The organism is Clostridium neonatale (assembly GCF_001458595.1).
Taxonomy (GTDB): domain Bacteria; phylum Bacillota; class Clostridia; order Clostridiales; family Clostridiaceae; genus Clostridium; species Clostridium neonatale.
The window spans coordinates 2919916-2946883 of record NZ_LN890328.1; the positions used below are offsets into that span (position 1 = coordinate 2919916).

The window sequence follows — 26968 nt, forward strand, 5'->3', positions numbered from 1 at the left end:
TAGATATTATATAATTATATGCTATATTTTAGTTTTTTCTATGATATTATGTTGTATAAAGTTGAATTCTAAATACTTATTAAATTGTATTTAGAATTTTAATCAAGTACGATTTATAATATAACATCTGCTTACTCTTAACTAAGCAATCATAAATAACCATTTAGTATATGACATAAAAATTCACTTATTTTTTAAATGTATCTCTCAAGCTTTTTTAAATAAAAATATTTACTGTTACCCATTAACACACATTTATACTGAGTACACTACGCAAAAAAGGCGAGGTATAAAACCTCACCTTTTTATATTACATCATTACAGATGCTTGTACATATTAACCCTAGTTAATACTATTTAATCCAAGCTCCATCTGCTCCTAAAACATAACCACCTACAGTTGTGTTAGAAAGCATAGCTCCTGAAGCGTTGCAGTAGTACCATTTTCCACCAGTTTGAATCCATCCAGTTTGCATAGCACCTAAGTTTCCAGCTGTGTTCTTTAAGAAGTACCAAGCTCCACCAGTGTAAACCCAGCCAGTCTTCATAGCACCAGTTGAATCTAAGAAGTACCAAGAACCACCATCTTGAATCCATCCGTTTGCTTGCATAACTCCGTTAGCATCCATGTAGTACCATAATCCTGATGTTGGGCTTTGGAACCAACCGATAGCTTTTGTTCCATCAGCTTTTGTATAAGACCATGCTCCAGTTGTAGCATCTTGTACCCATCCTGCTGCTGCAGTAGTTGTATCATCAGTTGTAGTATCATCTTCTGTAGCTTTACCAGCTATTATAGAATAAACTTCATCATCTTCATCCCAAGCAATCATATTATCTTTGTCATAAACTGATAATTGAGTAAATGATCCATCTACCTTATAAACTTTATCCCAATCTTCATCACCATCAAATTTCTTGATATAGCCTCCATCTAAAGCCCATAAATTACCATTCACATCTACTGCATAAGCTGCATCTGAATCTTCAATGTCTGTGTCTCCACCATCGCTTACATCTGTATAGTAATATCCGTTTTTAGATTTTAATGATATAGCTTCAGCTTTAATGTTACCACCTGATTTATTTCCTGTAACTCTATAACTGATAATCTTACCATCTGCTATAGTAAATCCATTATGCGTATCATTTGCTAATCCTAATAAATCTATCTTATCACCATCATCTTCTGATATAACATAAGTATTTACAGTTTTAGCAAATTTAGCTCCGTCAACATCATCTGAATCTTGAGCCTTAGAGATTTTTTGTATTACTGGAATTGAAGTTGTTTTAACATCAGTACCTGCAAATGTAACTGTTGCACCAGTTGTTTCATCTATTAATGCTGCATCTGGTGTTGTTGCTGTAATATCATTTTTAACACTACCAAATTTAGCATTTTCAACATTAACTGTTAATACAGCTACTCTATAAATATAATCTTTATCTTGTCCAATTGTTTTTACGTGTCTTATTGCTGCTCTTACACCATCATCATCATCACTAGTATTTTTTAGGTTATAAGTTTTTCCATTGAATACAACATTTAATTTTCCTAAATTATAGTCTGCATCAATGTAATTTCCATTTTTATCAGTATATACTGTAAAATCTGTTGCTTTACCATTTACGTCAGCATCTCCAGCAGTATCTTCTGATTTGAAAGTTCCTTCATACCACTCTTCATTGAAAGGATTTGATGCAATAGCTTTTAATGAATCATTTATTTCAGTTTCTTCAACTTCTGCATATCTTCCATCATTATCTTTCTTTATTTTCTTTCTTACAGCTGATTTAGCATCATCAAGATTATCATCTGCAACATCATCATCAGTTACTTTACCTGTATCAAGATCTAAATAATAATCTCCATTGTCTACGTTAACGTATTTTTCTCCGTAAACTTCTACTTCATCTCCTGAGTCTATATCATCTAAATCAGAATATTTATCCCCAGTTACATAATAAGCAGCTTCATCTTTATCTTCTAATTCACCATCGATATAGAATTTTCCGTCTTTATATGATACAGCATTATAAACAGTACCATCTTGTGAATCTACTTTTTTAACGTCTGCAGCCATAGCTGGGACCATAGTTGCTACAGAAGCAGCAGCTACTATTAAACTTGTTATTTTTGTTGATCTTCTAAACATAAGTTTTCTTTCCCTCCTAATTTTTCATAATCCAGATAAATTATAACATGCTTGTACTTTTATGTAAACATGTAATATTTATATCTTATATGGATTTAAATAACTTTTATTGAAATCACTATACTATACAAACGTAATTTCTTTTTTGGGTACCTTTTATTAATTTTTATTTAAATTAACTTTAATACCTTAATTATCTAAATCACGTTATATTATACAATATCAAAATAATATTCTGGTACTTTTTTAGAAAATTTATAAAAAATATTTTTATTTGCCTAAAATATTTTTTTATACCTAAAATACCTTTATTAACTAATTACGCTATATAATACAAAGTATATTTTGTTTTTTGGTACTTTTTAACTATTTTTTTATTTACTCTCAAAAATTAAAATGAATTTATTATATAAAAAAGAGAGATTTTTTTAATCCCTCTTTTCATATGACTATTTAATCCATACTCCATCATTTCCAAGTATATATCCATTTATTGTTGTATTAGATAACATCACCCCATTATTAGCCAAATAATACCACTTATCATTAATACATAACCACCCTGTTTCCATTGCACCAGACCCATTTAAGTAATACCATTTAGAATTTATTAAATTCCATCCAGTTCTCATTATCCCATTGGCATCCATAAGATACCATTTATTATCTACTAGTTTCCACCCCTTAACAAGATCACTATTTTCAATAAATATCCATGCATTATTTTCATTTAGATTCCATCCTGATTTGATAACCCCAGGTATTTTTGTTTTGCTTAAAATATAATCTGCACCTCTAAGTACTTCAATATTTATATTATTATTTTTCACTTCTATATTTTCAGATAGCAACTCTAATTTATTTAACTTTTCATTATAAATATATAAATTCATTATTGAATCATTATATTTAGAATCTACATTTATTTGAACACTAGCCTTACCTGGTAATAATCCTTCATAGTCAAAATGTAAAGTTAAAATGTCATTACCTTTTGCCAATTTATTTATTGATTCTTGTTTTGGCGAAACATTACTTATTGTTGTAACAATATCTTCAGACAAAACCATAGAAGAATTGATATCACTACCTTTAAATGTCCACGAATATCCATTCCCTATTAAAGTTATTGTCTTATTTGGATTTTTAGCTAAGAAATCAAATACATCTTTTTCAATATACGGTTTCTTAGAATCTATATTTATATTTCCTTTTATTGCATTTGATAGTGCATCTTCTACTCTAGATATTGTTATAGGCTTTGATGTTTTCTTCTTTGAGCTAGAGCTTGAAGTTGATCCTGAACTACTTGATGAAGATTTCTTTTTAACTGTAACTTCAATTGAAGCTGGTTCTTTGTCTTCTTCGGTAGCAGTTATTGTTATAACAGTACCTTTTTCTTGTTTAGAGATATTAGCTGACCATCTTCCATTTTCATCAGCTTTTGCAGAACCAATTTCTTTCTTTTCTACATCTTTTATAGTCTTTAAGGTAACTCCATCTGATGTTGTAGTTTCCACTATTTCATCTACAGTTAAAATCATCTCTGCATTTGCACCAGCTGTACCAGTTACATTTGTAGTTGTTGTATAAATATCACCATTTATCTTAGGTGCTTTTGATACTTCTTTATTGTCATTATCACCATCATCCGGATCTTCTGGATCTGGATTTGGTTTAACATAATCTCTCCAGATTCCATCTTCAAATATTATTGAACTTCCAAGTTTGACAGGAAACTCACTCTTACCTTCTGAATCTGTTAATTTATTCTTTCCATCATTAATAATTATGCTAACATCTCCAAATGATTCAGGAATTTCACAGCTATATATTCCATTTCCTTCATCTTTCATAGCTTTTCCAGGCCATTCAGTTTGTCCACCTACTACATTCCAATAATGCATATTAGGAATTCCACTCCATCCTTCTGGAAGTTTAACATAGACTGTTGATCCTACTTCCTCATCAGTATCTGGTTCATCTTGATCTGGATTTGTACTTGAATTTGGAATATCACTTTTTTCAAAAACTCTCCATTCACCTTCACGATTATCATCTGAACCAGTTAAAGACGGTATAAAAATTAAAGTTTCTCCTTCTTTAATATTTACAGTTTCACTTTGCATTCCATTATTATTGTTATTAAATATAACGTTAACATTTTGAAAATCATCAGGTAATGTATAGCTATATAAATCATTGCCTTCATACGTCATAGACATACCCGGCCAGGTAGTACTTTCTCCACCATCTATCCAATAATGAACTTTTACTTTATCCCATTTTTCGGTGTTTTTAAAATAAACCTTACTTAAACTCTTTAAAACATCATTTTCTGCATCATATATCATTGTATGACCAGCTTCAGTTTTTAAGTTTTCTGTTTGATTGCCTTCTCCGCCACTGCCATTGTTGAAAATAACTGTAGCAGCTTCAAATCCTTTTGGTAAAGTATAACTATAAAGATTATCACCTTCATCCTTTGCATTTACTCCAGGCCATGCTTTAACCTCATCTGAAGTTCCATCATTATAAGCATATACTTTTACTTTATCCCAGCCAAATGTATTTTCAAAATAGACCTTTGTTACTCCTTCTTCCTCATCATCACTTGGTTGTTCTGGCTCTTCTAAATCATCTAAAGTAAAATCTCTTAATCCATCATTATCATAGATTTTAACATCACCTACTGATAATGCATATCCTTCCTTTGATGGGTATTTATTAGAACCATCATTAAATATTACATTACAATCGCCAAAGTTTTCTGGCAAAGTATAAGAATATAAAGTTTCAGTGGCAGAGACCTTTTCCATCTTTGCACCTGGCCATTTTTCATTTTCTCCACCTGAACTTTTGTAAGCATATACATTAGGTTCTCCCCATTCAGCTGGTTTCCTAAAATAAACCTTTGATGAATTTTCTGTATATTCTTTCCAGCTTTCATCATATATCATTGTAGTATTAGCGGGCGCTTTAAAACCAGTGTCTTTTGGCACTTGAACAGAACCACCATCACAATTAAATAAAACCATTGCACCTTCAAGACCCTTAGGTAAAGTATAAGTATATAAATCATCTTTTCCTTCTACTTTTTCCATTGGTATACCTGGCCAAGCTGGTCCACTTGCACCATTTTTATAGAAGTAAATATATATATCATCTTTTTCCCAGTCTGCTGGTTTTTTTAAATATACTTTTGAAGTACTTTTTTCTTCTACATCAGGTTTAACATTCGGATTAGCTTCTATATCTTCTGTTGCACTCCATTTATCAGATTTACTAGAATCATAAAGCATCTTTCCTGTAGCTGTTAAATCTAGCTCTTCGGTTTTATTTCCACCATAGAACCAATCATTGAACATTACTTTTGAATCCGTAAATCCTTTTAGTTCATATTTATATAAATCATCATCAATCTTTGTCATCTTATTTCCTGGCCATGCACAATCTTCTTCATCAAGTTCATTATAAATATAAACATATGGTGCCATCCATCCATCTGGCTTTCTAAAATAAAGTGTAGCCACAGAATTACTATCTTTCTTTATATAATTATATTCCTCACTAGCTTTTCTATCTTCATTTACTGCTTTAACTACAACTTTTATTTTATCTCCTGCCTCAGCATCTTGCCCTATTGTTATTTGTTGTCCATTTGTGTAGACTATCTCTTGACCATCATTTATTGAATAAGTTGCATTAGTAGAATTTGTTACATTTAAAGTTAAATCTAAAGTTCCTTCAAATGAACAATCTTCTTCAGATATAGAAACTTTAGGAGATGTGGAAGGCTTTTCTGGTACTCCATCTTTGTATAGAACTGTAATCCCTTTTGATAAAGTTCCTGATATTTTTCCACCCTTTACAGAAAAAGTTCCACCAGAAGTAGCACAGTTGTCGTAAATTCCATCTTCTAGATTGATATCTTGATTGATTGAGCAATCGTTTGCAAGATTTACAATAACAACACCATTATTTCCACGTTCTATCATCAAAATTTCTTTGCTTACTTTAACTAAATTTTCATCTTCATCTGCCATATCATTATGGAACTTATTTACTGCTACTACATCTGGGTCCTTCCAATCATCATTACCTGCATCACCAATATTACCTTGAAGTTTTTTTCTGCCTGCAGTTCTGTTAAAATATAATGGTGTTGAGTCAGCACGTGCAGCAATTATTGCCCATCCATCTTTTATCTGCTCACTTGTCATGCCAGTTGATTCTTCTGAATCATTTGCATAAGTATCATGAGATTCTACCCATGTAACTAATCTTGATGGATTCACTTCTGGTGGTACATCATAATCAATAGCATTAGAAACGTTTGCACTGGTTCCCAAACCAACAGCTTTTCTTATATTGTTTCCATAATTACTTGTAGTTACATGCATTATTTTAGTGTATTCAGCATAATTATCAGCTCCACCTTGTAATACTTCACCATATATATAAGGATTAGTTCCATCTGTAGTTTTTAGGCCATCTAATACACTTGGCCAAAAATCACTACTAATACCTTCTTTATCTGTTGGAAGCTCTATATGCTTAGCTGCATCAAATCTAAATCCATCTGCTCCATCCTTTAAACATTCTTCTAAATAATTTCTAACCATTTTTTGAACATCTTTATTTGAAGTATTTAAATCTGGAAGTCCAATTCCACCATGTGTTACTTCTTTTCTATCATCCCAATCTGTAACTCCATGAAGTGGATTATGCCAATAGTCTTCAAACCCCGCCCCTTGGAATTTGACTTGTGGGGCTATAGTAGTATTTCCATCCCCTTCATTATTTCCAGTATGATTTGCTACAACATCTACTATTATTTTAATCCCATATTTATCAGCTTCATCACACATCGCCTTAAATTCTTCTTCTGTTCCAAGCTGCTTATTTCCAATTTCAAATGCAATTGGCTGATATAAAATATACCATTTAGAATTTGTTGTATAATTATCATTTTTGCTTGGTTGTATTGGTGATACTTGCACTGATGTATAGCCTGCTTTAGCTATATCCTCTAGATTATCTTTTACTGTATTAAAAGACCAATCCCATGCATGAAGTATTACCCCATCTTCTGTATTACCAGCAAGTCCATAGTTGCTTGTAACTGTATTATTTACAGTTTCGGCATTCGCTACTATTTTAAAGTTAAGTCCACTTGTTATTATGGTAGTAACAACTAATGTCATTGCAATAATACTTTTAATACGTTTTCTTATTTTTCCCATTTAAATTCATTCCCCCTATTAGATTAGTATAAGTACTTTATAAATATGAAATTCACCTCTTTTCATAAATGTAATCTTTTCAATTTTTGCTTAATAAAGTAATTTATTAAATCTATATTAATCTTTAATGAAATCCATTTCAATACTCTTTCAAAACATCTTTAAATATTGATATGATTCTGAGAAATTTAATATGTTTCAAATAATAAAGAATGTCTCTCATAACATAAATAAGGGACGTACTGAGTTTAAGGAAATACCTACTCACATAAATTCGTAGGTATAAGCGATTCGCAGCAAATATAAAATTGGGGCTCTCTGCTTACGAATGTACACTTATAAGAAGAGCAGCTATGCTGCAATTCGTATCTTTTCTTATTTATTGGTGGATACCGGTGTTTTATAAGTAGCTTCCCAAATTATTACAAATGATTGAAAACTATATTTTTAGACTCGTAATATTCCTAAAAACATAAATTATAACTAAAAAAAGTTAGACATCTATGATTTTAGAGCAAAATAAAGAAATTCAATATATGAATACCCGACTCATATTCATTCGCTAGTTAAGCGATTCACACCAAATCACAGATTTGGGTTCTCTGCTTAGGCGTAGTATTGTATTAAGAAATTTAAACTTTTAACTTCTTAGAGATAGGCTGTTCCAAAATACTTTGTCCAACACTTGCTGTTGGAGCAAATTGTTTTGATCACAGCCTGTGTCTTTAAAAGTTTTAGCTGAAATTTCCTTACAATCGAGCATATCATATATTGAATTTCGGTTATTTCCCACTAAACTCTGATTCTACACAATATATTTATATTGTCTAAATCCATTTAAAATACTTGCATGCATATTCAATTCCTTCTTCTACATCTTTTTTAGTTATAAAAGAAGCTCTATTCTTTATCTCTTTTCTTGCATTTCCCATCGCAATAGAGTTTTTTGCATAATCAAACATCCCTATATCATTTCTTCCATCTCCAAATACAACAATATCATCTAGCTTCAAATTATATTTGTTTCTTATGTATTCTATACCATTTTCCTTAAACTCAAATTCAATTGAGGTACAAAAAATATTATTGTAAATAGTAAAATTTCTAATAGATTCTACCTTTTTAATTTTTCTGTAATTATAAAACATAAGCTTTTGTGTTGGTTTATTTAAAAAACTTTCTTCATCTATATGACTAATGTTTTTATAACTATTAAGTACATTTCCATCTACTGATCCAACTTTAAAAAATCTTGTTTTTTGCAATAACTTCATTAATAAAATGTATGGCTTTAGTTTCAAGCCATTGTATGATGTATAACATTTTTCATTTGAAAGACTAACCATTATTATATTATATTTCTTACATTCATCTAAAATATTCTTCAATTTATATCTATGAAAAAATATCTCTTTTTCTATATTATTATTAATAACAATTGTCCCTCCACCTGAACATACAGCATCAGCTATTTCTAATTCCTTCATTATATTAATAATTTCACTATATCTTCTACCTGTCGCTAAAAATACTTTGTGTCCATTTTCTTTAAGCTTTCTTATAGTATTCTTTGTTGTATCAGATATATGACGTCCATATGGCTTTAGTGTTCCATCAATATCAAAGAAAAAGTATTTCATAGTAACAGCTCCCTTAATTTAACTATCAATTATCAATTTTTAATTATCAATCAATGTAGAAATTCTTTTATAATTTCTTAAAAATTATTTTTAGGGACTGTCACACAAAGAATAAAAACTACAATATATTGTATTCGAACTTTGAATTCTACAACAAAATGTTGTAGCTACATTTCTTAATGCGACAAACCATCCTTCATTGAAAATTGCTTTCCTGTATTTTTTCGAATTCGTCTAAAGATATAAAATGATCAAAGCGTAAATCCATCTTCTCACCTTACCATTATTAATTTATATTAAAATTATACCCCACTTTTAGGTACTCTAAAACAAAATACATATAAAAAATAACCATAAGAATTAAATAATACTCAAAATATTATTTAAATTCCTATGGTTAGATAATCGATAATTAATTAAATTTTTATTCAAACAGCTCAATCAACTCTTCTTTAGAAAGTGACCCTAAAATATTATCATGTTTATAATCACTATCAAGAACATCCTTTATAAGTTGTTTTTTCTTTTCTTGAAGGCTTAGTATTTTATCTTCAACTGTTCCTTCTGAAATAAGTTTAAATACCTGAACAACATTTTCCTGCCCAATTCTATGTGCTCTATCTGTTGCCTGATCTTCTACTGCTGGATTCCACCATGGATCAAAATGTATTACTATATCTGCACTTGTTAGATTTAAACCTGTTCCCCCTGCTTTTAATGATATTAAAAACACTTTAGTTTCATCATTATTGTTAAACTGCTCTACAAGCTCCATTCTTTTACCTGCATTTGTACTTCCATCTAAATAAAAATGTTTAATATTCTTTTCACATAATCTTTTTGAAATATTTTTAAGAACTGATGTAAACTGTGAAAATAACAGTATTTTATGATTATCTAAAACATTATTTTCTATAATAGAAACAGCCTCTTCAATCTTTCCGCTTTTCCCATTATAATCATCCAATACTACAAAAGGATCTAAGCACAATTGTCTAAGCTTTGTTAAGTAAGAGAATATTGTTATTTTATCGTCACTAAATTCATCATTCTCCATTTTTTCTTTTATATCCTTCACATATGATGCATATACTTTTTTCTGCTCTTTAGTAAGCTCAACATAATAATTTTTTTCAATCTTTTCTGGAAGCTCTCTAATTACATCTTTCTTTAATCTTCTAAGCATAAATGGCTTTATATATTTTTGAAGCTCAATTGCTGTATTCTCTTTATTTATAAATCTATTTTTAAAATTATGTACATTGTCTAAATATCCTGGCATTATGAAATCAAAAATACTCCACAATTCTATTAAATTATTTTCAATTGGAGTTCCTGTAAGTATAAATTTATTTTCAGCCTTAATATTCTTAACACTTTTTGTACTTTGAGCTAATGGATTTTTTATATTCTGCCCTTCATCTAATATACAGTAGTCAAATTTTAATTTTTCATATTTGTCTTCATCATTTTTTAATGTTCCATATGTTGTTAAAATAACATCATAAGTTTTCACATCATTTAACATTTCCTGTCTTTCATCTTTATCTCCATGAAGAACGCATATTTTCATAGTTGGAGCAAACTTCTTAAACTCATTTTTCCAATTGTAAATAAGTGAAGTTGGTGCTACTATAAGAGATTTTTTCTTCTTCTCTGAAAGTAAAAATGCTATTGTCTGAACCGTCTTTCCAAGTCCCATCTCATCTGCAAGAACTCCACCAAATCCAAGATAGCTTAAATTTTTAAACCATCTGAATCCAGTAATCTGATAAGGTCTTAATTCTGCCTTTAACTCTTTTGGCAGCTCATAATTTACTTTATCAATATTAATGATTTTTTTTGATATATCATCGATTATTTCCTTACCTTTAACAAATGAAAGCTCTTTTTCTTTTAAATAATCACTTACAATTACAGCTTTATTTTTGCTCAATTTAATATTTCCATCTTTATTTTTAGGATCAATACTGTCAACAAGTTCAAGGAAATCATTAATTTCTTTTTCTTCCAAATTTACAAAACTGTTATTTTTGAGTTTATAATATTTTCTCTTATTTCTTACTGCTTCTAAAATCTGCTTATATTCTGATGGGCTTATATCTTCAATATTAAAGTTAAATTCTAAATAATTATTATCTGTTTCATTTATTCCTGCAGTTATTTTAGGACTATTATAAACTTTTCTTTCTTTGAATTTATCAGAATAATACACTTCTCCAAGTTCTTCAAGATGTTTATATTTTTCTTTCAAAAATAAATATAATTCATCATCATTTCCATTAAATATAAACTTATCTTTATCATAAGAAAAATTTAATTCATTTAATGTATCTAGAATTTTATTTTCCTTTTTAATGTCACGAATAATTATTTTCTCTGTTTTATCAATATTTGAATAGAGTTTTACAGTTTCATTTCCATATTTTAAATATGCATTTAAGATAACAAAATTTTTTCTTACGTCAAGGAAAAACTCTGCCTGCAATTCTTCTTTTACTAAATTTTCTATGCTTTCATCTATTTTAACCTGTGATACAGCACTTTCTAGTTTTGATATTGCAGTATTAAACATTTCGACTTCATTTTCTTTTTTAAATTCTATTCTATTATATTTAGCTATATATCTAAAAAAAATCTCCAATATCTTCATTTGTTTTTTTGATGGAAGATATATCGCTCCATTATATACAAATACATCATTTCTCTGTGTTAATACTACAATATGTTTATCCATCATATCCAAGAGATACTTATCTTCATTCTGCTTTAATTGAAAATTTAATGGAATATCTTCTTCAATAATTTTAAATTTTTCATCATTTAAGATTATTTCCCTGCCTTTTAGGAGTAATAGAAATCTTCTCAAAGACACATCAGAAATAAACAATAATTTTCCTTTTACAAAACTTTTTCTATAGCTTTCAGAATGCTCCTCATTAATTAAACACTCTTCCATGTAATCACATAATGCTTCATCTACTGCATCAAAACAATTTTTATATGGTGAATATGTAAATGCTTTTCCAAAAGTCAAATCATGATAATTGTTTCTAGAATTTATAAAATCTTGTATGCTTTTTAACACATACATTTTTTTATTTCCTATTTTAAAGCTGACTTCGATAAAATCATCATGTTCATATTTTGTTAAATTAGCTTCAAGCTTTATTTTTTCCTTAGGCCTATCCAAATCATTAAGCTCTTTAAGAAGATTCTTCCCCATATTTTCGTATGCTTCTTTTTCTTCTTTTTGTCTTCTTCTTACCTCAGAAATATATAATGTTACTAATGCAGCCACATGCTCACAAATCTGCTCTTTTATTGTTTTCTTGTAAATACTATATGGCTGACATCTGCAATCACATTCTTTTATTTTACTAGTTCTGGAATCCACCAATATACTTGCATAAGTTGGATATCCATATTCTGATAAAACCTTCCCCTCTATTCTAATAAGTTTAGAATTTTCATTATATCTCACATCAGAAATTACTGCCCTATGATTTTTAATAAACTTTTCTGCAACCTTTGCATTAGCTCCTTTTATTTTGCTATTAAGATCTTTTTCTAAAACATCTACGTTAAAAGCCACTTTTTCCTCCATATTTATGTTAAAAATTCTATTTTATTAAACTCATCTCTAGAATAACTCCTCTAGACTTACCGAGAAATCTTCCAAAACTTTTGATTTAATTTTTCCATTCAATGTTTTCATGTCAAACTGCTCATACATTCCATCATTATTTAATGTATATACTATGATAGAATTTAGCATCGGATTTACTATCCAATATTCCTCTACCCCATATTTCATATATAAATTAAATTTAGTTATTAAATCATGGGACTGATTTGATGGACTTAATATTTCTACAATTAATTTTGGAACACCAACATATTTATTTTCTTCAAATCCGCTTTTATCACATATGACACTTAAATCTGGAATTACTATTTTATTTCCTTCTATGTTATCCTTTTTCAATTGTATATCATATGGTGCATCAAATACTTCACATTCTTTCCCATCTAAATATATTCCTATCTTTATTTGAAGCCTGCTTGATATTCTTTGATGCTTTGTTGATGGAGAAGGTGGCATATATACTATTCCATCAATATATTCAATTATATTATTGTTTTCTTTCCTCATATTCTCATATTGCTCTAATGAAATAAATATATTTTCTGCAACTGCCACATCAATTCCACCTTTCAATTAATTTATATCAATATTATACCCTATTTATATCTGGTCTTAAACAATACGATTATTAAAAAATAAGACTTTATATTTTTCATAAATACTTCTAAAGTATCAAAAGCATATTTATTATAATAGGAACTCTGATATCTATATAATTATGTTTTAAATAAATGTTCTTAGGTAAAGTAATATAATACTAATACTTGTTAAAACATTTAATAACAACATTTTCTTAAAACATCTATATATGTATTAAAAAGAATATACTATAATTTATATGAAAATTCATATTACATAAGATAAATAAGGAAAGTAGTAAGTTTATAGTGAAATAACCGAAATCAAGAACTTATGTGGACTCGCTTGCTACAAAAATGAAGCTAAAAATTTAAAAGGTGTAATTTTATAAATGAAGGAAATACCTACTCATATAAATTTATAGGTATAATCGATTCGCACCAAATATAAAATTTTGGCTCTCTACTTACGAATGTGCACTTATAAGAAGAGCATCTATGCTGCAATTAGGATTTTTTCTTATTCTATGCTGGTTAAGGTGATTTTTATAAGTAACTTCATAAGTTACATCTATTTATTAGAAGATATACTTTAAGGCATAGAATATAAAAAAACATTAATCATAATTAAAATAAATTTAGTATATATGATTTTAGAGAAAAACAAAGAAATTCAATATATGAATATGCGTAGTATTGTATTGGAAATTTCAGCTGAAAATTCCCTACAATCGAGCATATCATATATTGAATTTCGGTTGTTATCCACTAAACTCTGATTCTACACACTATATTTATGTTGTAAAACAATTCCTATTTTATATTACCAAATCTGTAATCTCTCTTCTGGCTTTACATACATTTTATCGCCTTCTTTTACCCCATATGTATTATAAAACTCATCAAATTGTGGTAATACTGCATTTACTCTTACCTTATTGGGAGAATGTACATCACTTTGTAATTTTAGTTCCTCATATTCTTTTGTACATATTTCTCTCCATATATTAGCATTCGTTTCAAAGAAAGCTTTATAGTCAACACTCTGAGTATCCTTTAATATGTCTAATACACAAGCCATACCACCAATATCTGATATATTCTCCCCTACAGTAAGTGATCCATTAACATTTTCTCCATTACCTAACTTTACATTATTATAAAATTCTCTAACCTTATTAGTCTTTTCTTCAAACTTTTTATAGTCCTCATCAGTCCACCAATTATTAAAATTACCGTCTCCATCAAATTGTGATCCAGTATTATCAAAAGCATGGCTTATTTCATGGCCTATTACTGCTCCTATTCCACCTAATATCTTTTCTTTATTACCACTTTCATCATAAAAAGGTTTTTGAAGAATTCCTGCTGGAACAGTTATGGTATTTGTTGTTGGATTATAAAAAGCATTTATTGTTTGAGGAGGACATAAAAATTCATTTTTATCTACAGTTTTATTTATTTTTTCTATTTGTTTATTTTCCTCAAACTCAGCTATATTAATTACATTTTCTAATAATGATCCACCTTCTTCAAAAGATCTTATTTCTAATTTTGAATAATCTTCCCACTTATCTGGATATCCTATTTGAACTCCAAGCTTATCTAATTTTTCTTTTGCCTTTGTTTTAGTTTCATTACTCATCCAATCTAGCTTATCTATTCTTTTTTCATAAGTCTTTATTATTTCTTTTGTTATTTCTTCTACATTTTCTTTAGTTTTATCTGAGAAATATTTTTGTATATATATTTCACCAAAAGGCTCTGCTAATAATGAATTAACTGCATTTACAGCTTTTTCTTCCTTAGATATATCCCCGCTTGTTCCTAAATATTGCTTGGAAAACTCTTCCTGAGCTTTTTGAAAATCCTCACCTAAACATCCTGCAATTCCAGCAATATTATTAATTTCAATATAGTCTTTAATTAGTTGTAAATTTTCTTCCTTATATATATCATTTAAAGCTTTTAGCCACTTAGGATCACTTAATATTATTGTATTAGCATTATCTAATTTAGCATCCTTCATTATATCTTTAATCTTTACTTTAGGTGCTAATTCATCTAGCTTGTCTAGTTTATATACATTATATTCATGCTCTATAATGTCTGAATCCTTTGAAGCCTCTTCCTGACCTGTTATATACGGAGCTATCATATTTTCAAGCTTAAATAAATTATCTACTTTTATTTTTGAATCTGCTTCACTGTATCCTGATAATTTCAACATTTTAATATAATAGTCATTAACTAAGCCCTTAACTCTTTTGCTATATTCTGTTGGCTTTGTGTATTTATCTGAATCTCCTAAAGAAAGAGTGCTTGAATTAATATATGCTGCATATCTTGTTGCATCTTTTAAATCCACATCACATCCTACATTTATAAGTGGATTAGCTATATCATCTTCATTTAATTTAGTAAGATCATCTATACTCTTAACTTCATTAACTGCTTTTATTATTTTTTTTATAGGTTCTATTCCCTGTTTATTTCTTGCTGCTGTATTTAGATAGTTTTTATATAAATTGATTATTTTCTTTTCATCACTATTTGATGCATAATTCTTTTCATTTGCTAATAGTTCTGTAATAATTTCTTTCTTTTGCCCATCTAATGCCTTATCAGCTTCATCAAAAGCAGAATTAGAAACTTTCCCGTTTTCAATCTTAGCGCTATTTATCCATGATTTATTGACTGCATCATAAAAATCATCCTGAAGTCTCACATTATCTTGTACTATTTTACTTTGTGAATTTGAAGTTTTTACATCTGCCGCTTTAACCGATACTGATGGTAATAATGTCAATGATACTGCTAATGCACAAGCTAAAGCTTTAATTCTTTTTATTTTTATCAATTTTCCTCACTCCCCAATGCATAATCATAAATACAATTTTACCATTTTATGCCTAAAAATCAAGTTGATTATTGCTTAAATATTTTAAGAGTCTTTGTAATAACGTTGATGGCTAGCGCTGGTGACAGTCACCTATCGAATATGTAGAATAAAGTGAATATGAAAACTTCTATTAAGTATAAAAACTTCTATATTGTATAAAATAATTTTGAGTATTTACTATTACCATTATTAAAAGCACAATGAAAGGATGATATCTTAATGGTTGAATTTAATACAAGTAAAACAAAAGAAAATTTGATGAGAGCTTTTGCTGGAGAAAGCCAAGCTAGAAATAGATATACATTTGCGGCCTCAGCTGCCAAAAAAGAAGGTTATTCAATACTAGAAGATTTATTTAACTATACTGCTAATCAAGAAAAAGCGCATGCTAAACAGTTTATGGGAAAACTAAAAGAATTCTCTGGTGAAGATATAGTTATAAATGCAGGCTATCCAGTTGAAGTTGAAACAAATACACTAAAATTACTAAGATTGGCCGAAAAGCATGAAAATGATGAATTCAGTGCTATTTATGATGAATTTGCAAAAATAGCAAGAGAAGAAGGCTTTAATGATGTTGCTATATTATTTGAGAATATAGGCTCTATTGAAAAAGTACATTCTGATAGATTTAAAAAATATGCTGATAGATTAGAAAATGGTACATTGTTTAAAGATAATACTCAAACTTTGTGGATGTGTACAAATTGTGGATTCATTTATGAAGGTACTGAAGCCCTTAAAGCTTGCCCTGTATGTGCACATCCACAAGGATACTTTATAAAATTTGAAGAATCACCATTTGAATAAACCTAAATTTATAATTCCATCTTGGTAATTAAATTTCTTTAATTTACTCGCTTTTTCTTAGAATATCGTATGCATCTAAATTAAAGTTAATTATTTCTTAAATTTAAGAGCAGATAGGCCCCTATGTCCTACCTGCTCTTACTTATTTGTATAATTAATAAATCTAATAATAAATTATTCCATTTAAAACTTTATAATCCATTATTTTTTATTACATTTTGATACCAATAAAAGCTATCTTTTTTAATTCTTTTTAAATCTAATAATTCATCATCTGTCCTATTTGTATAAACTAATCCATAACGCTTTCTAAAGCCTTGTGCTGAACTTAATAGATCCATAAATGACCAAGGACAATATCCAATCATCTCAACTCCATCTTCTATTGCTAAAGCACATGCTTCAATATGGCTTCTTAAATAATCAATACGATATTCATCATGAACCTTACCATCTTCAGTTAAAATATCTGGTGTTCCAAGTCCATTTTCAGTAATTATAAGTGGAAGATGATATCTCTGCCAATATTCATTAAGTGCAACTCTAAGCCCAGATGGATCTATTGCTGCTCCATATTCTGTTGCTTTTAAATTATGATTCATTGACATCTTAAATAATCCATACATATTAAAATCAACAGTACCTTCTCTACTTCCAAAAGGATGCTCATCATTCGCCTTAAGTGCTTCTGCACAATTAGTTCTATAATAATTTACTGCAATAAAGTCCATTTTAGCTTTCTTTAATATTGACTTATCGCCTTCTTCCATTACTGGCATTATGTTTCTTTCTTTTAAATAGTTCATATAATATCCTGGATATTCTCCATATTGATGCATATCAAGCATATAGTAAACTTTAAAATTATCATTCATGCGTGCTGCATAAACATCTTCTGGCTTGCAAGTTAATGGATATGTTACTGAAGACGATACAGCAGGACCTATTTTGCTATCTGGTATCATTTCATGACATGCATTAACAGCAAGTGCATGTGCAAGGCACATATTGTAATCCATTTGTGCTCTCATTTTATCTATCTTATATTCATCATTCTCATCATAAATATTAATTCTTTCATTAACTCTTACAATTAAGTTTTGCTCATTATGCGGCTGCCAGTACTTTACTCTGTCTCCAAACTCCTTAAAACAGATTTTTGCAAATCTTTCAAAGGCATATACTGTTTCCCTGCCTTCCCATCCATTATATTTTTCAACTAATGCAAATGGCAAATCAAAATGATATAGTGTGACAAATGGCTCAATATTATTTTCAACTAATTTATTTATTACATTATTATAAAAATCTATTCCTTTTTGATTTATTTCACCATCCCCATCAGGAATTATACGTGTCCATGCAATTGAAAATCTATAAGTTTTCATACCAAGCTCTTTCATTAAATCAATATCTTCTTCAAAATTATGATAAAAGTCAGCTGCTACCTTTGTGTCTGCTTGGATATGTGATTTTTTAAATGAATTAAAATCAGCAACGCTTAATCCCTTATTATCTTCATCATAAGCACCTTCAATTTGAAATGCAGAGGAAGAAGCTCCCCATAAAAAGTCATCTGGAAATACTTTTTTCATATATATTCTCCTATCTTTTATCTGTCAGTAATTTTATATCTAATTGAAAATTGGCTCAACATTAAAAACTATTCTCGACAAAATCATGTTCATATATTTAGGACTTAATATGATCGATGTTTATTGGATTCAAAAGTGTCAAGTGCACATTTTGATTATGAGCCTAAAACTTTATATATTAATATCTTAATTATATTCTCTTTTCAATATCTTAATTATATTCTCTTTATAATATAAAATGTTTTATTCACAAATTAAATAAATTATATTTAGTTAGTTTATTGTATCTTTAGTTAAACTATTAACCTACAACCTTTTAAAAAATTATATACTACTCAATTATATCTTCAAATCCAATAATATAAGTCAAAATTGCTGATCCAAAAAATGCAATAGCGCATCCTCCCAAGTAACTTAAAAAGGCAGTCATACCTGCTTCTGCATAAACAGGTATTGTTAAAATTCCTTGGTTAGCAAAAGCATTACCATAAGCTCCACCAAATCCCATTATTCCTCCACCTATTGCTCCACATATTACAGCACATATCATTGGCTTCTTCAATCTAAGATTTGTACCATAAATAGCCGGCTCAGTTATACCAAATAATGCAGTAATAGATGCAGACATAGCTATTGTCTTAAGTGATTTATTTTTTGTTTTAAAGAATACTCCAAGTGCTGATCCTGCTTGAGAGAAGTTAGCCGCACCAGCAAAAGCTAATAAATTTTGTCTTCCTGTTTGTGCTACATCATTAATGCCAATAGGTAGTAATGCCCTATGAGCTCCAAATATAACTAATACACACCAAAGCCCTCCAATAAATGCTCCACATAATGTCGGACTAAATCCATAAATAGATTTATATAACCAGCTTATTGTGTCTCCTAAATATATTCCTATTGGTCCAAATATAAATAATGTTGCTGGAAGCATTATTAATAAACTTAGTGTTGGTACTACAATTATCTTTATTACTTCCGGAATATATTTTATTAAAAATCTTTCTACATATGATAATACCCAAACTGCAATAATAATTGGAATTACAGATGAAGTATATGTAGCTTTTGTCACATTAATTCCTAAGAAACTTACAAGCTCTTCACCTGTCATAAGTGCAGTAAATGCTGGATAGCATAAAGTTCCTCCAATTATCATAGCTATTATTTCATTTGTCTTAAATACTTTTGCAGCTGTATATCCCAAAATAATAGGCATAAAGTAAAATACTGCATCTGAAAGTGCATTTAATATAATGTAGCTTTGAGTTTCTTTTATATTAATCCCATGTTTATTCATATAATACATTGCAAGAACTGATAAAATACCTTTTATCATACCAGAACCTGCTATTGCTGGAATAACTGGTGTAAAGATACCTGCTATTGTTGATAATATCTTATTTCCTAAGTTTGTATTATCTTTCTTATTAGAACTTTTATTTAATTCATTATTTCCTTCTTGTGGTGCAAGCTTTATTATTTCTTCATAAACCTTAGTAACCTTATTTCCAATAACAACTTGAATCTGCCCCATACTTTCAACTACAGTTATTACGCTTTTAATTTTTGATAATTTATCTTTATTTACTTTTGAAGAATCAATTACTTTGATTCTTAATCTTGTCATACAATGTGTTAATTCATTAATATTCTCTTTTCCGCCAAGGTTTTTAAGAATATCTTCTGCTATTCTCTTATAATCCATAAGTTTCTCCTTTCTAGATCAATTAATTACCTATTGTTAACTAATAATCATTATCTATTAAATCATTTTACTAAATAAAAAAAATTAAATCAACTAGATCCAATAAATCTACTAAATCTAATTACACAATTATATAATTAATCCAAAAAGATATCACTATAATAAAATGGTTGGCAAGTCCGATTTAATTACATTATTACATAATTAAACTTGGTTAAATAAATGTTGTTATATATATTCAGTCATAATATCCATGTTGATGTCACACAAATTAGAATTTGAACACTATTAACTGTGAAATATTAACTAACTACAAATTATTATCTACAAAAACCTCATATTTAATAACAACATTTTATTAAAACATTTACATATGTATAAAAAACAAATTAGATGTCTATGATTTTAGATAAAACAAAGAAATTCAATATATGAATAGGCGTAGTATTGTATTAAGAAATTTAAGCTTTTAACTTCTTAGAGATAGGCTGTTCCAAAATAATTTGTCCAATATTTGCTGTTGGAGCAAATTGTTTTGGGCACAGCCTATCTCTTTAGAAGTTTTAGCTTAAATTTCCCTACAATCGAGCCTATCATATATTGAATTTCGGTTGTTATCCACTAAATTCTAATTCTACGTCCCTTATTTATATTATTTCCACTTTTTCAATTCTTCATCAGTAGCCAAAACATAATGTGTTCCATCCACATGCTGTTTTATTCCATCTTCATATTTAATTCCACTTGTAAAATAATCATAGGTTTCTGATTTTCTTGTTTTTTCAACTTTAGGATTTGGATGTGGAATTGCTGATATTAATGATTTTGTATATGGATGAATTGGATTTGAGAATATTTCTTCTGTAGTACCTGTTTCAAGTAAATATCCTAAATGTAATACTCCAATTCTATCTGAAATATACTTAACCATTGATAAATCATGAGCAATAAACAAAAATGCCGTATTAGTCTCTTTTTGAATATCCTTCATTAAGTTTACAACCTGCGCTTGAATTGAAACATCAAGTGCACTTATTGCTTCATCAGCTATAATTAATTTAGGATTCATTATAAGCGCTCTCGCAATACCAATACGTTGTCTTTGTCCACCTGAAAATTGATGAGGATATCTATTTGCATGTTCTTTTGATAATCCTACCTTTTCTAATATATTATATACCTTTTCTTCTCGTTCTTCCTTAGTCTTATATAATTTATGAATATCTAACCCTTGAGCTATAATATCTAAAACTTTCTTACGTGGATTTAAACATGCCATTGGATCTTGGAAAATCATCTGCATATTTGTTCTTAAATGTTTCTTATCCTTTTCTGATAACTTTCCTGATATATCTGAACCATCGAAAATCATCTTTCCAGCAGTTGGATCATAAAGTCTTATTATTGAACGTCCAATTGTAGATTTACCACTACCTGATTCTCCAACTAAACCATATGTTTCTCCTGGATATATTTGAAATGAAACTCCATTTACTGCTTTTACAGTAAACTTTCTGCTCACTTTAAAATGTTGTTTTAAATCTTTGACATCTAATAAAGGCTCTCTATTTTCCATTTTACTCAGCCTCCTTTAACATTCTGTCTATTCTTTGTTTTAATTCAGCAGGCATTTCTACCTTTGGCGCATTTTCATGTAAAAGCCAAGTTGCTGCATAGTGAGTATCACTTATTTTAAACATTGGAGGCTCAAGTCTATTATCTATATTTAAAGCATAGATATTTCTTGGTGCGAAAGCATCTCCTTCTACCTTATTTGCAAGGTTTGGAGGACTTCCTGGTATTGTATAAAGTTTATCATCATTAGTATCTAAATCAGGCATAGCTGATAATAAGCCCCATGTATACGGATGTCTTGGATCATAAAATATTTCATTTATTGTTCCTTTTTCAACTATTTTACCTGCATACATTACAGTAACATAATCAGCAACTTTTGCGACAACACCAAGGTCATGAGTAATATAAATAACTGATATATTTAATTTCTTTTGAATATCTTTTATTAATTCTAATATTTTAGCTTGTATTGTTACATCTAAAGCTGTTGTTGGCTCATCACAAATTAAAAGATCTGGATTACATGCAAGTGCAATAGCTATAACAACTCTTTGTCTCATACCACCTGAAAGCTGATGAGGATAATTCTTCATACGATTTTCAGCATCAGTAATTCCAACAAGTTTTAAAAGTTCAACTGCTTTATCATGTGCTTCCTTTTTAGGTGTCTTATAATGCCATATCATTCCTTCCATTATTTGAGCACCTATTGTCATTGTTGGATTAAGTGATGTCATTGGATCTTGGAATATCATAGCTATTCTCTTTCCATTAATCCTTTGTCTCATTTCCTTCTTTGAAAGCTTTAATATATCAACATCAACCTTTTCTTTATCCCTATAATATGAGAATTTAATATTTCCAGAATTAATTTCTCCATTGCTGCTTAGTATTCCCATAACAGCTTTCATTGTTACTGATTTACCACTTCCACTTTCTCCTACTATCGCAAGTGTTTCACCTTTGTATAAATCCAGGTTTACGCCTCTTATTGTATTTACCTTTCCAGCTGATGTAGTGAAGGATATTGATAAATCTCTTACTTCTAGTACTTTTTCTTTTTTCATCTATCTTAAACCTCCTTCTACATTTCTTTCATCTTAGGATCAAATGCATCACGAAGACCATCTGCAAGCATATTAAATCCAAGCATTAATAGCGCAAGAACCACTACTGGTGGAATTATCATATATGGATGAGTTGTGAAAGATTTAAATGCATCACTTATTAATGTTCCGAGTGATGCCATAGGTGCTGGCACTCCAAGACCTATAAATGCTAAAAATGCTTCAGTGAATATTGCATTAGGTATAGAAAACATTGTATTTGTTATTATCTGTCCAAAAATATTAGGAAGTATCTCTCTAAATATAATGAAGAAATCTTTTGCACCTAATGTTTTTGATGCTAATACAAATTCCTGCTCTTTAAGCTTAAGCACTTGTGCCCTTGCTATACGGCTCATTCCAATCCAGCCTGTAATCATAAGTGAAAAAGTTATTGTAAGTAATCCTGGTTTTAATACTATTATTAATAATGTAACAATTACCAGACTTGGTATACCATTTAATATTTCGGCAAAACGCTGCATTGCATTATCAATTGCTCCGCCAAAATATCCTGATATTAGTCCATAACTTAATCCAAATAAAATATCAATTGCAACCGCAACTAATGATATATATAATGATATTCTTGTTCCCATCCATGTTCTTGTAAAGATATCTCTTCCAAGTACATCTGTTCCAAACCAATAATATGTATCTTCAAGGCCTGTTGTTTTTCCTTCTTGTACATATTTATTTGTTTCTACAGGACCAGCTGTTGTATTCATTGTTTCTGAACCATCCAATATTCCTATGTTCTCTAAACCTGGAACTCTTGGTGCTAAATTTTGATGTGATATTATCTGTGAATCATATGTATGTCCATTTAAATGAATGCCGATCACTGCCATTATTGTGATTAATATTATGAATATTAATCCTATTATTGCACCCTTGTTTTTTATAAATCTAGTTAAAACATCTTTCCAATATGATTGACTAGCATAGTTTTTATCTACATGAGATACATTTTCTTCACCAACTAACTTAAAATCATCAGCTAAGAAATCATAGTGAACATCTTTTTCTACAATATTACTACTCATGGTCATCCCCCTTTGCTAATCTTATTCTTGGATCTATAATTCCATATAATATATCTACAACAAGCATTATTCCTATATACATAGCACTATATATAAATGCTATTGCAACAATAACGTTATAATCATTTGACTGAATTGCAGTAACTAACAAACTACCTATACCTGGAATTGAGAAAATCTTTTCTATTACAAGGCTTCCTGTCATAAGCCCAACAATTAATGGTGCCAAAACTGTTATTATAGGTATCAAAGCATTTCTTAATTGGTGTTTTACTATTAATTGAACACCGCTTATTCCCTTACTTTCTGCAAGAAGTATATAATCAGAACCTAAAACATCAATCATCTCTGTTCGTGTAAAACGTGCTATTGTTGCAATAGTAAACATACATAATGCTATTGTTGGAAGCACTGATGATTTAAACGGAGTGTCCGCTGAATAAAGAAGTGGAAATAATGTTAACTTAAATCCTAATGAATATGATAATGCTAATGCAAATACATATGAAGGCAAGCTTACACCTAAAACTGAAATTATAGTAGTTAATGTATCCCAAATTGTATTATGTTTTAAAGCTGCAATTATTCCTAAAACCAATCCAACTACTGTTCCAAGAAGTACAGCCTGGCCACCTATTCTTATTGATATTGGCAGACGTGTTTGAAGCAAAGTGGAAATTGGTGTATTTTTCGAAATTGTATAAGAAACCCCAAAGTCTCCTGTAAGCATATTTTTCACATAGTTAAAAAATCTTATTAAAATAGGTTTATCTAACCCATATTTTGCATTTAATAATGCAATTTGATCCGCCGTTAACTTCTCATCATTAAATGGAGAACCAGGCATAAACTCTAACATTAAAAATAATATTAATAAAATTGCTAATAATGTCGCGATAGATATTGCTATTCTTTTAAGTAGATATTTTTTCATTCATAATCGCTCCTTATATAATTAACAATTGACAATGAACAATTAACAATTAAGAATTTCTTCCTTCATTGCACTTTGTGTACCCACAATGGGCATCAATTGTTCATCGTCAATTATAATTTAAAAAATTTATATTTTCCTAGTTTTTAGTTGCATTTTTATAAACTCTGTTAATTGCAACTGAGTGGAATTCAATTCCTGAAACATTCTTCTTAATCATAACTGCATTACCCTTTTGATAAACTGGGAATATAACAGCTTCATCCATTACCATTTTTTCTGCTTTCTTTAAAGCATCCCATCTTGCATTTACATCTAACGCAAGTTCACCCTTTTTAGCTGATTGAATAATTTGATCAAATTCAGCATTTGACCAGAAACCATAGTTGTTAGGACTATCAGTTGTCCACATATCTAAGTATGTCATTGGATCTGCATAGTCAGGTCCCCATCTAGTTAATCCAAGTTCAAATGTACCTTCTTGCATTCTTTCAACTCTGTTCTTCTTTGGCATTGTTTCAATATTAATTGTTACACCTGGAAGAGTTTTTTGAATTTCTGCTTGAATAAATTGTGCTACATTTTGAGCTGATTCTGTATCTTCAACAATCATTGTGTATGAGAAAGAATCTTTTCCAAGTTCTTCTTTTGCTTTATCATAATATTCTAAAGCTTTTGCTTTATCTGTTGAAAGATAAGTATCTGTACCGTCTCTAAAGTCTTTTCCATCTGGTCCTGTTGCAAGTAATGTTGGTACTGCAAAATCAGCTTTAATTGAACCATCTTTTAGGATGTTATTTACAATAGCATCTTTATCATATGAAAGTGCTAAAGCCTTACGTAAGTTTTCATTTTCTAAACCTGGTGTTTTTAAGTTTGGTGAAATGTACCATAAGTATCCTGCCATGATGCTTTGGAATTCAGGATCAGCTTGGAATTGTTCTACTTGTTCTCCTGAAAGTGTAGCTACATCTAAATCACCATTTTGGTATGCAAGCATTGCTTGTTGAGAATCTTTAATTACTTGATATTGAATACCTGATAATTGTACTTTATCGGCATCCCAGTAATCTGGATTCTTTTCTAGGTTTATTGTAGTTGCTGCTGGTTCATATGAAGTAACTTTAAATGCCCCATTACAAAGAATTGTATCAACAGTTGTTGCAAACTTGTCCCCACATTTATTATAGAACTCTTCATTAACTGGGAAGAATGAAGGGAACGCCATTAGTGATTCAAAGAATGGAACTGGAGTATCTAATTCAATTACTAAAGTTTTATCATCTTTAGCTGTAACTCCTAATTGGTCTGGTGATACTTTACCTGCTGAAATATCATCGGCATTTTTAAGTCCAGCTATTCCACCCATAAATGCATATTCACTTGCTGTTTTAGGATCAACAAGTCTTCTCCATGCAAATACGAAGTCATTAGCTGTTACTGGTGTACTATTTGACCATTTTGCATCTTTTAAAGTAACAGTATAAGTTAACCCATCTTCGCTTTTCTCAACCTTATCAGCCATAGCTGGGATTGCAGAACCATCTGCATCTAAAGAGTATAACCCTTCTGTAACTGCTGCTAATACTTCAAAAGAAGTACCATCAACTGCTACTTGTGGATCCATTGATGCTACTTCAACATCAATATGAACTTTTAACGAATCCCCAGCTGCTGAAGTGTTTTCTGCAGTAGCTCCCGCATTAGGAGTACTTGTCCCACCACCACAGGCAGTAAAACTAAAAGCTAAAGTCGTTATTGATAACATTGCTAGTATTTTTTTTATGCTTTTCATTAATTATGCCCCCTATATTTTTATAAAAAATGACGAGGCTATAACTTAAGTGATTAATTAAGTTATAACCTCGTTGTTATATTATATATTATAAAGAAATAAATAAATTTGTCAACAAAAGTTATATTTTTATTTCATTTTTATAATATTTTTATCAAAATATTATCTTTTTGTTATATTAATTATGATATTTCTGCATCCATATTGTCATTTTACTAATTA

General features: G+C 29.4%; 14 protein-coding genes. 1 reads left to right on the plus strand and 13 read right to left on the minus strand.

What is annotated here, in order from left to right; translation table 11 throughout:
- Nucleotides 1-353: 353 nt before the first annotated feature.
- The 6 genes from BN2920_RS19835 to BN2920_RS19860 all read right to left on the minus strand — a co-directional run bounded on the left by BN2920_RS19835 (nucleotide 354) and on the right by BN2920_RS19860 (nucleotide 16132).
- Nucleotides 354-2159 (minus strand): N-acetylmuramoyl-L-alanine amidase family protein, encoded by a 1806-nt coding sequence (locus BN2920_RS19835; RefSeq protein WP_058296693.1) that lies wholly within the window; start codon nucleotides 2157-2159, stop codon nucleotides 354-356.
- Nucleotides 2160-2608: 449 nt separating this feature from the next.
- A complete protein-coding gene (locus BN2920_RS19840; protein WP_058296694.1) occupies nucleotides 2609-7405 on the minus strand; it encodes a starch-binding protein in 4797 nt (1598 codons plus the stop codon).
- Nucleotides 7406-8232: 827 nt separating this feature from the next.
- Nucleotides 8233-9045, minus strand: coding sequence for a Cof-type HAD-IIB family hydrolase (locus BN2920_RS19845; RefSeq protein ID WP_058296695.1), 813 nt, complete (start codon nucleotides 9043-9045; stop codon nucleotides 8233-8235).
- Between the two features lie 424 nt (nucleotides 9046-9469).
- Nucleotides 9470-12640 carry a DEAD/DEAH box helicase gene (locus BN2920_RS19850; RefSeq protein ID WP_058296696.1) on the minus strand — a complete coding sequence of 1057 codons (3171 nt, stop codon included), beginning with the start codon at nucleotides 12638-12640 and terminating at the stop codon, nucleotides 9470-9472.
- Between the two features lie 48 nt (nucleotides 12641-12688).
- On the minus strand, nucleotides 12689-13249 hold the full coding sequence (locus BN2920_RS19855; RefSeq protein ID WP_058296697.1) for a Uma2 family endonuclease: 561 nt from the start codon (nucleotides 13247-13249) through the stop codon (nucleotides 12689-12691).
- Between the two features lie 846 nt (nucleotides 13250-14095).
- The gene (locus tag BN2920_RS19860) at nucleotides 14096-16132 is read right to left on the minus strand and encodes a M13 family metallopeptidase (RefSeq protein ID WP_058296698.1); all 2037 of its coding nucleotides are present in this window, start codon (nucleotides 16130-16132) and stop codon (nucleotides 14096-14098) included.
- A gap of 261 nt (nucleotides 16133-16393) precedes the next feature.
- Between BN2920_RS19860 and rbr the strand changes: the two genes are divergently transcribed.
- Complete coding sequence (gene rbr / locus BN2920_RS19865) at nucleotides 16394-16984, plus strand: rubrerythrin (protein ID WP_058296699.1); 591 nt, start codon at nucleotides 16394-16396, stop codon at nucleotides 16982-16984.
- Between the two features lie 191 nt (nucleotides 16985-17175).
- Here the strand turns inward: rbr and BN2920_RS19870 are convergent, their stop codons facing one another.
- The 7 genes from BN2920_RS19870 to BN2920_RS19900 all read right to left on the minus strand — a co-directional run bounded on the left by BN2920_RS19870 (nucleotide 17176) and on the right by BN2920_RS19900 (nucleotide 26746).
- On the minus strand, nucleotides 17176-18579 hold the full coding sequence (locus BN2920_RS19870) for a glycoside hydrolase family 1 protein (protein ID WP_058296700.1): 1404 nt from the start codon (nucleotides 18577-18579) through the stop codon (nucleotides 17176-17178).
- A gap of 331 nt (nucleotides 18580-18910) precedes the next feature.
- Nucleotides 18911-20287, minus strand: a complete 1377-nt coding sequence (locus BN2920_RS19875) for a PTS transporter subunit EIIC (protein WP_083498872.1) — start codon at nucleotides 20285-20287, stop codon at nucleotides 18911-18913.
- 652 nt (nucleotides 20288-20939) lie between these two features.
- Entirely contained in the window at nucleotides 20940-21863 is a 924-nt protein-coding gene (locus tag BN2920_RS19880) for an ABC transporter ATP-binding protein (RefSeq protein ID WP_058296701.1), read from the minus strand.
- A 1-nt stretch (nucleotide 21864) separates the two neighbouring features.
- On the minus strand, nucleotides 21865-22932 hold the full coding sequence (locus BN2920_RS19885) for an ABC transporter ATP-binding protein (protein WP_058296702.1): 1068 nt from the start codon (nucleotides 22930-22932) through the stop codon (nucleotides 21865-21867).
- Nucleotides 22933-22949: 17 nt separating this feature from the next.
- Nucleotides 22950-24017, minus strand: coding sequence for an oligopeptide ABC transporter permease (gene opp3C / locus BN2920_RS19890; RefSeq protein ID WP_058296703.1), 1068 nt, complete (start codon nucleotides 24015-24017; stop codon nucleotides 22950-22952).
- Entirely contained in the window at nucleotides 24010-24951 is a 942-nt protein-coding gene (locus tag BN2920_RS19895; RefSeq protein ID WP_058296704.1) for an ABC transporter permease, read from the minus strand. The genes opp3C and BN2920_RS19895 overlap by 8 nt, the downstream gene beginning before the upstream one ends.
- A gap of 139 nt (nucleotides 24952-25090) precedes the next feature.
- Complete coding sequence (locus tag BN2920_RS19900) at nucleotides 25091-26746, minus strand: peptide ABC transporter substrate-binding protein (protein WP_058296705.1); 1656 nt, start codon at nucleotides 26744-26746, stop codon at nucleotides 25091-25093.
- Nucleotides 26747-26968 lie beyond the last annotated feature (222 nt).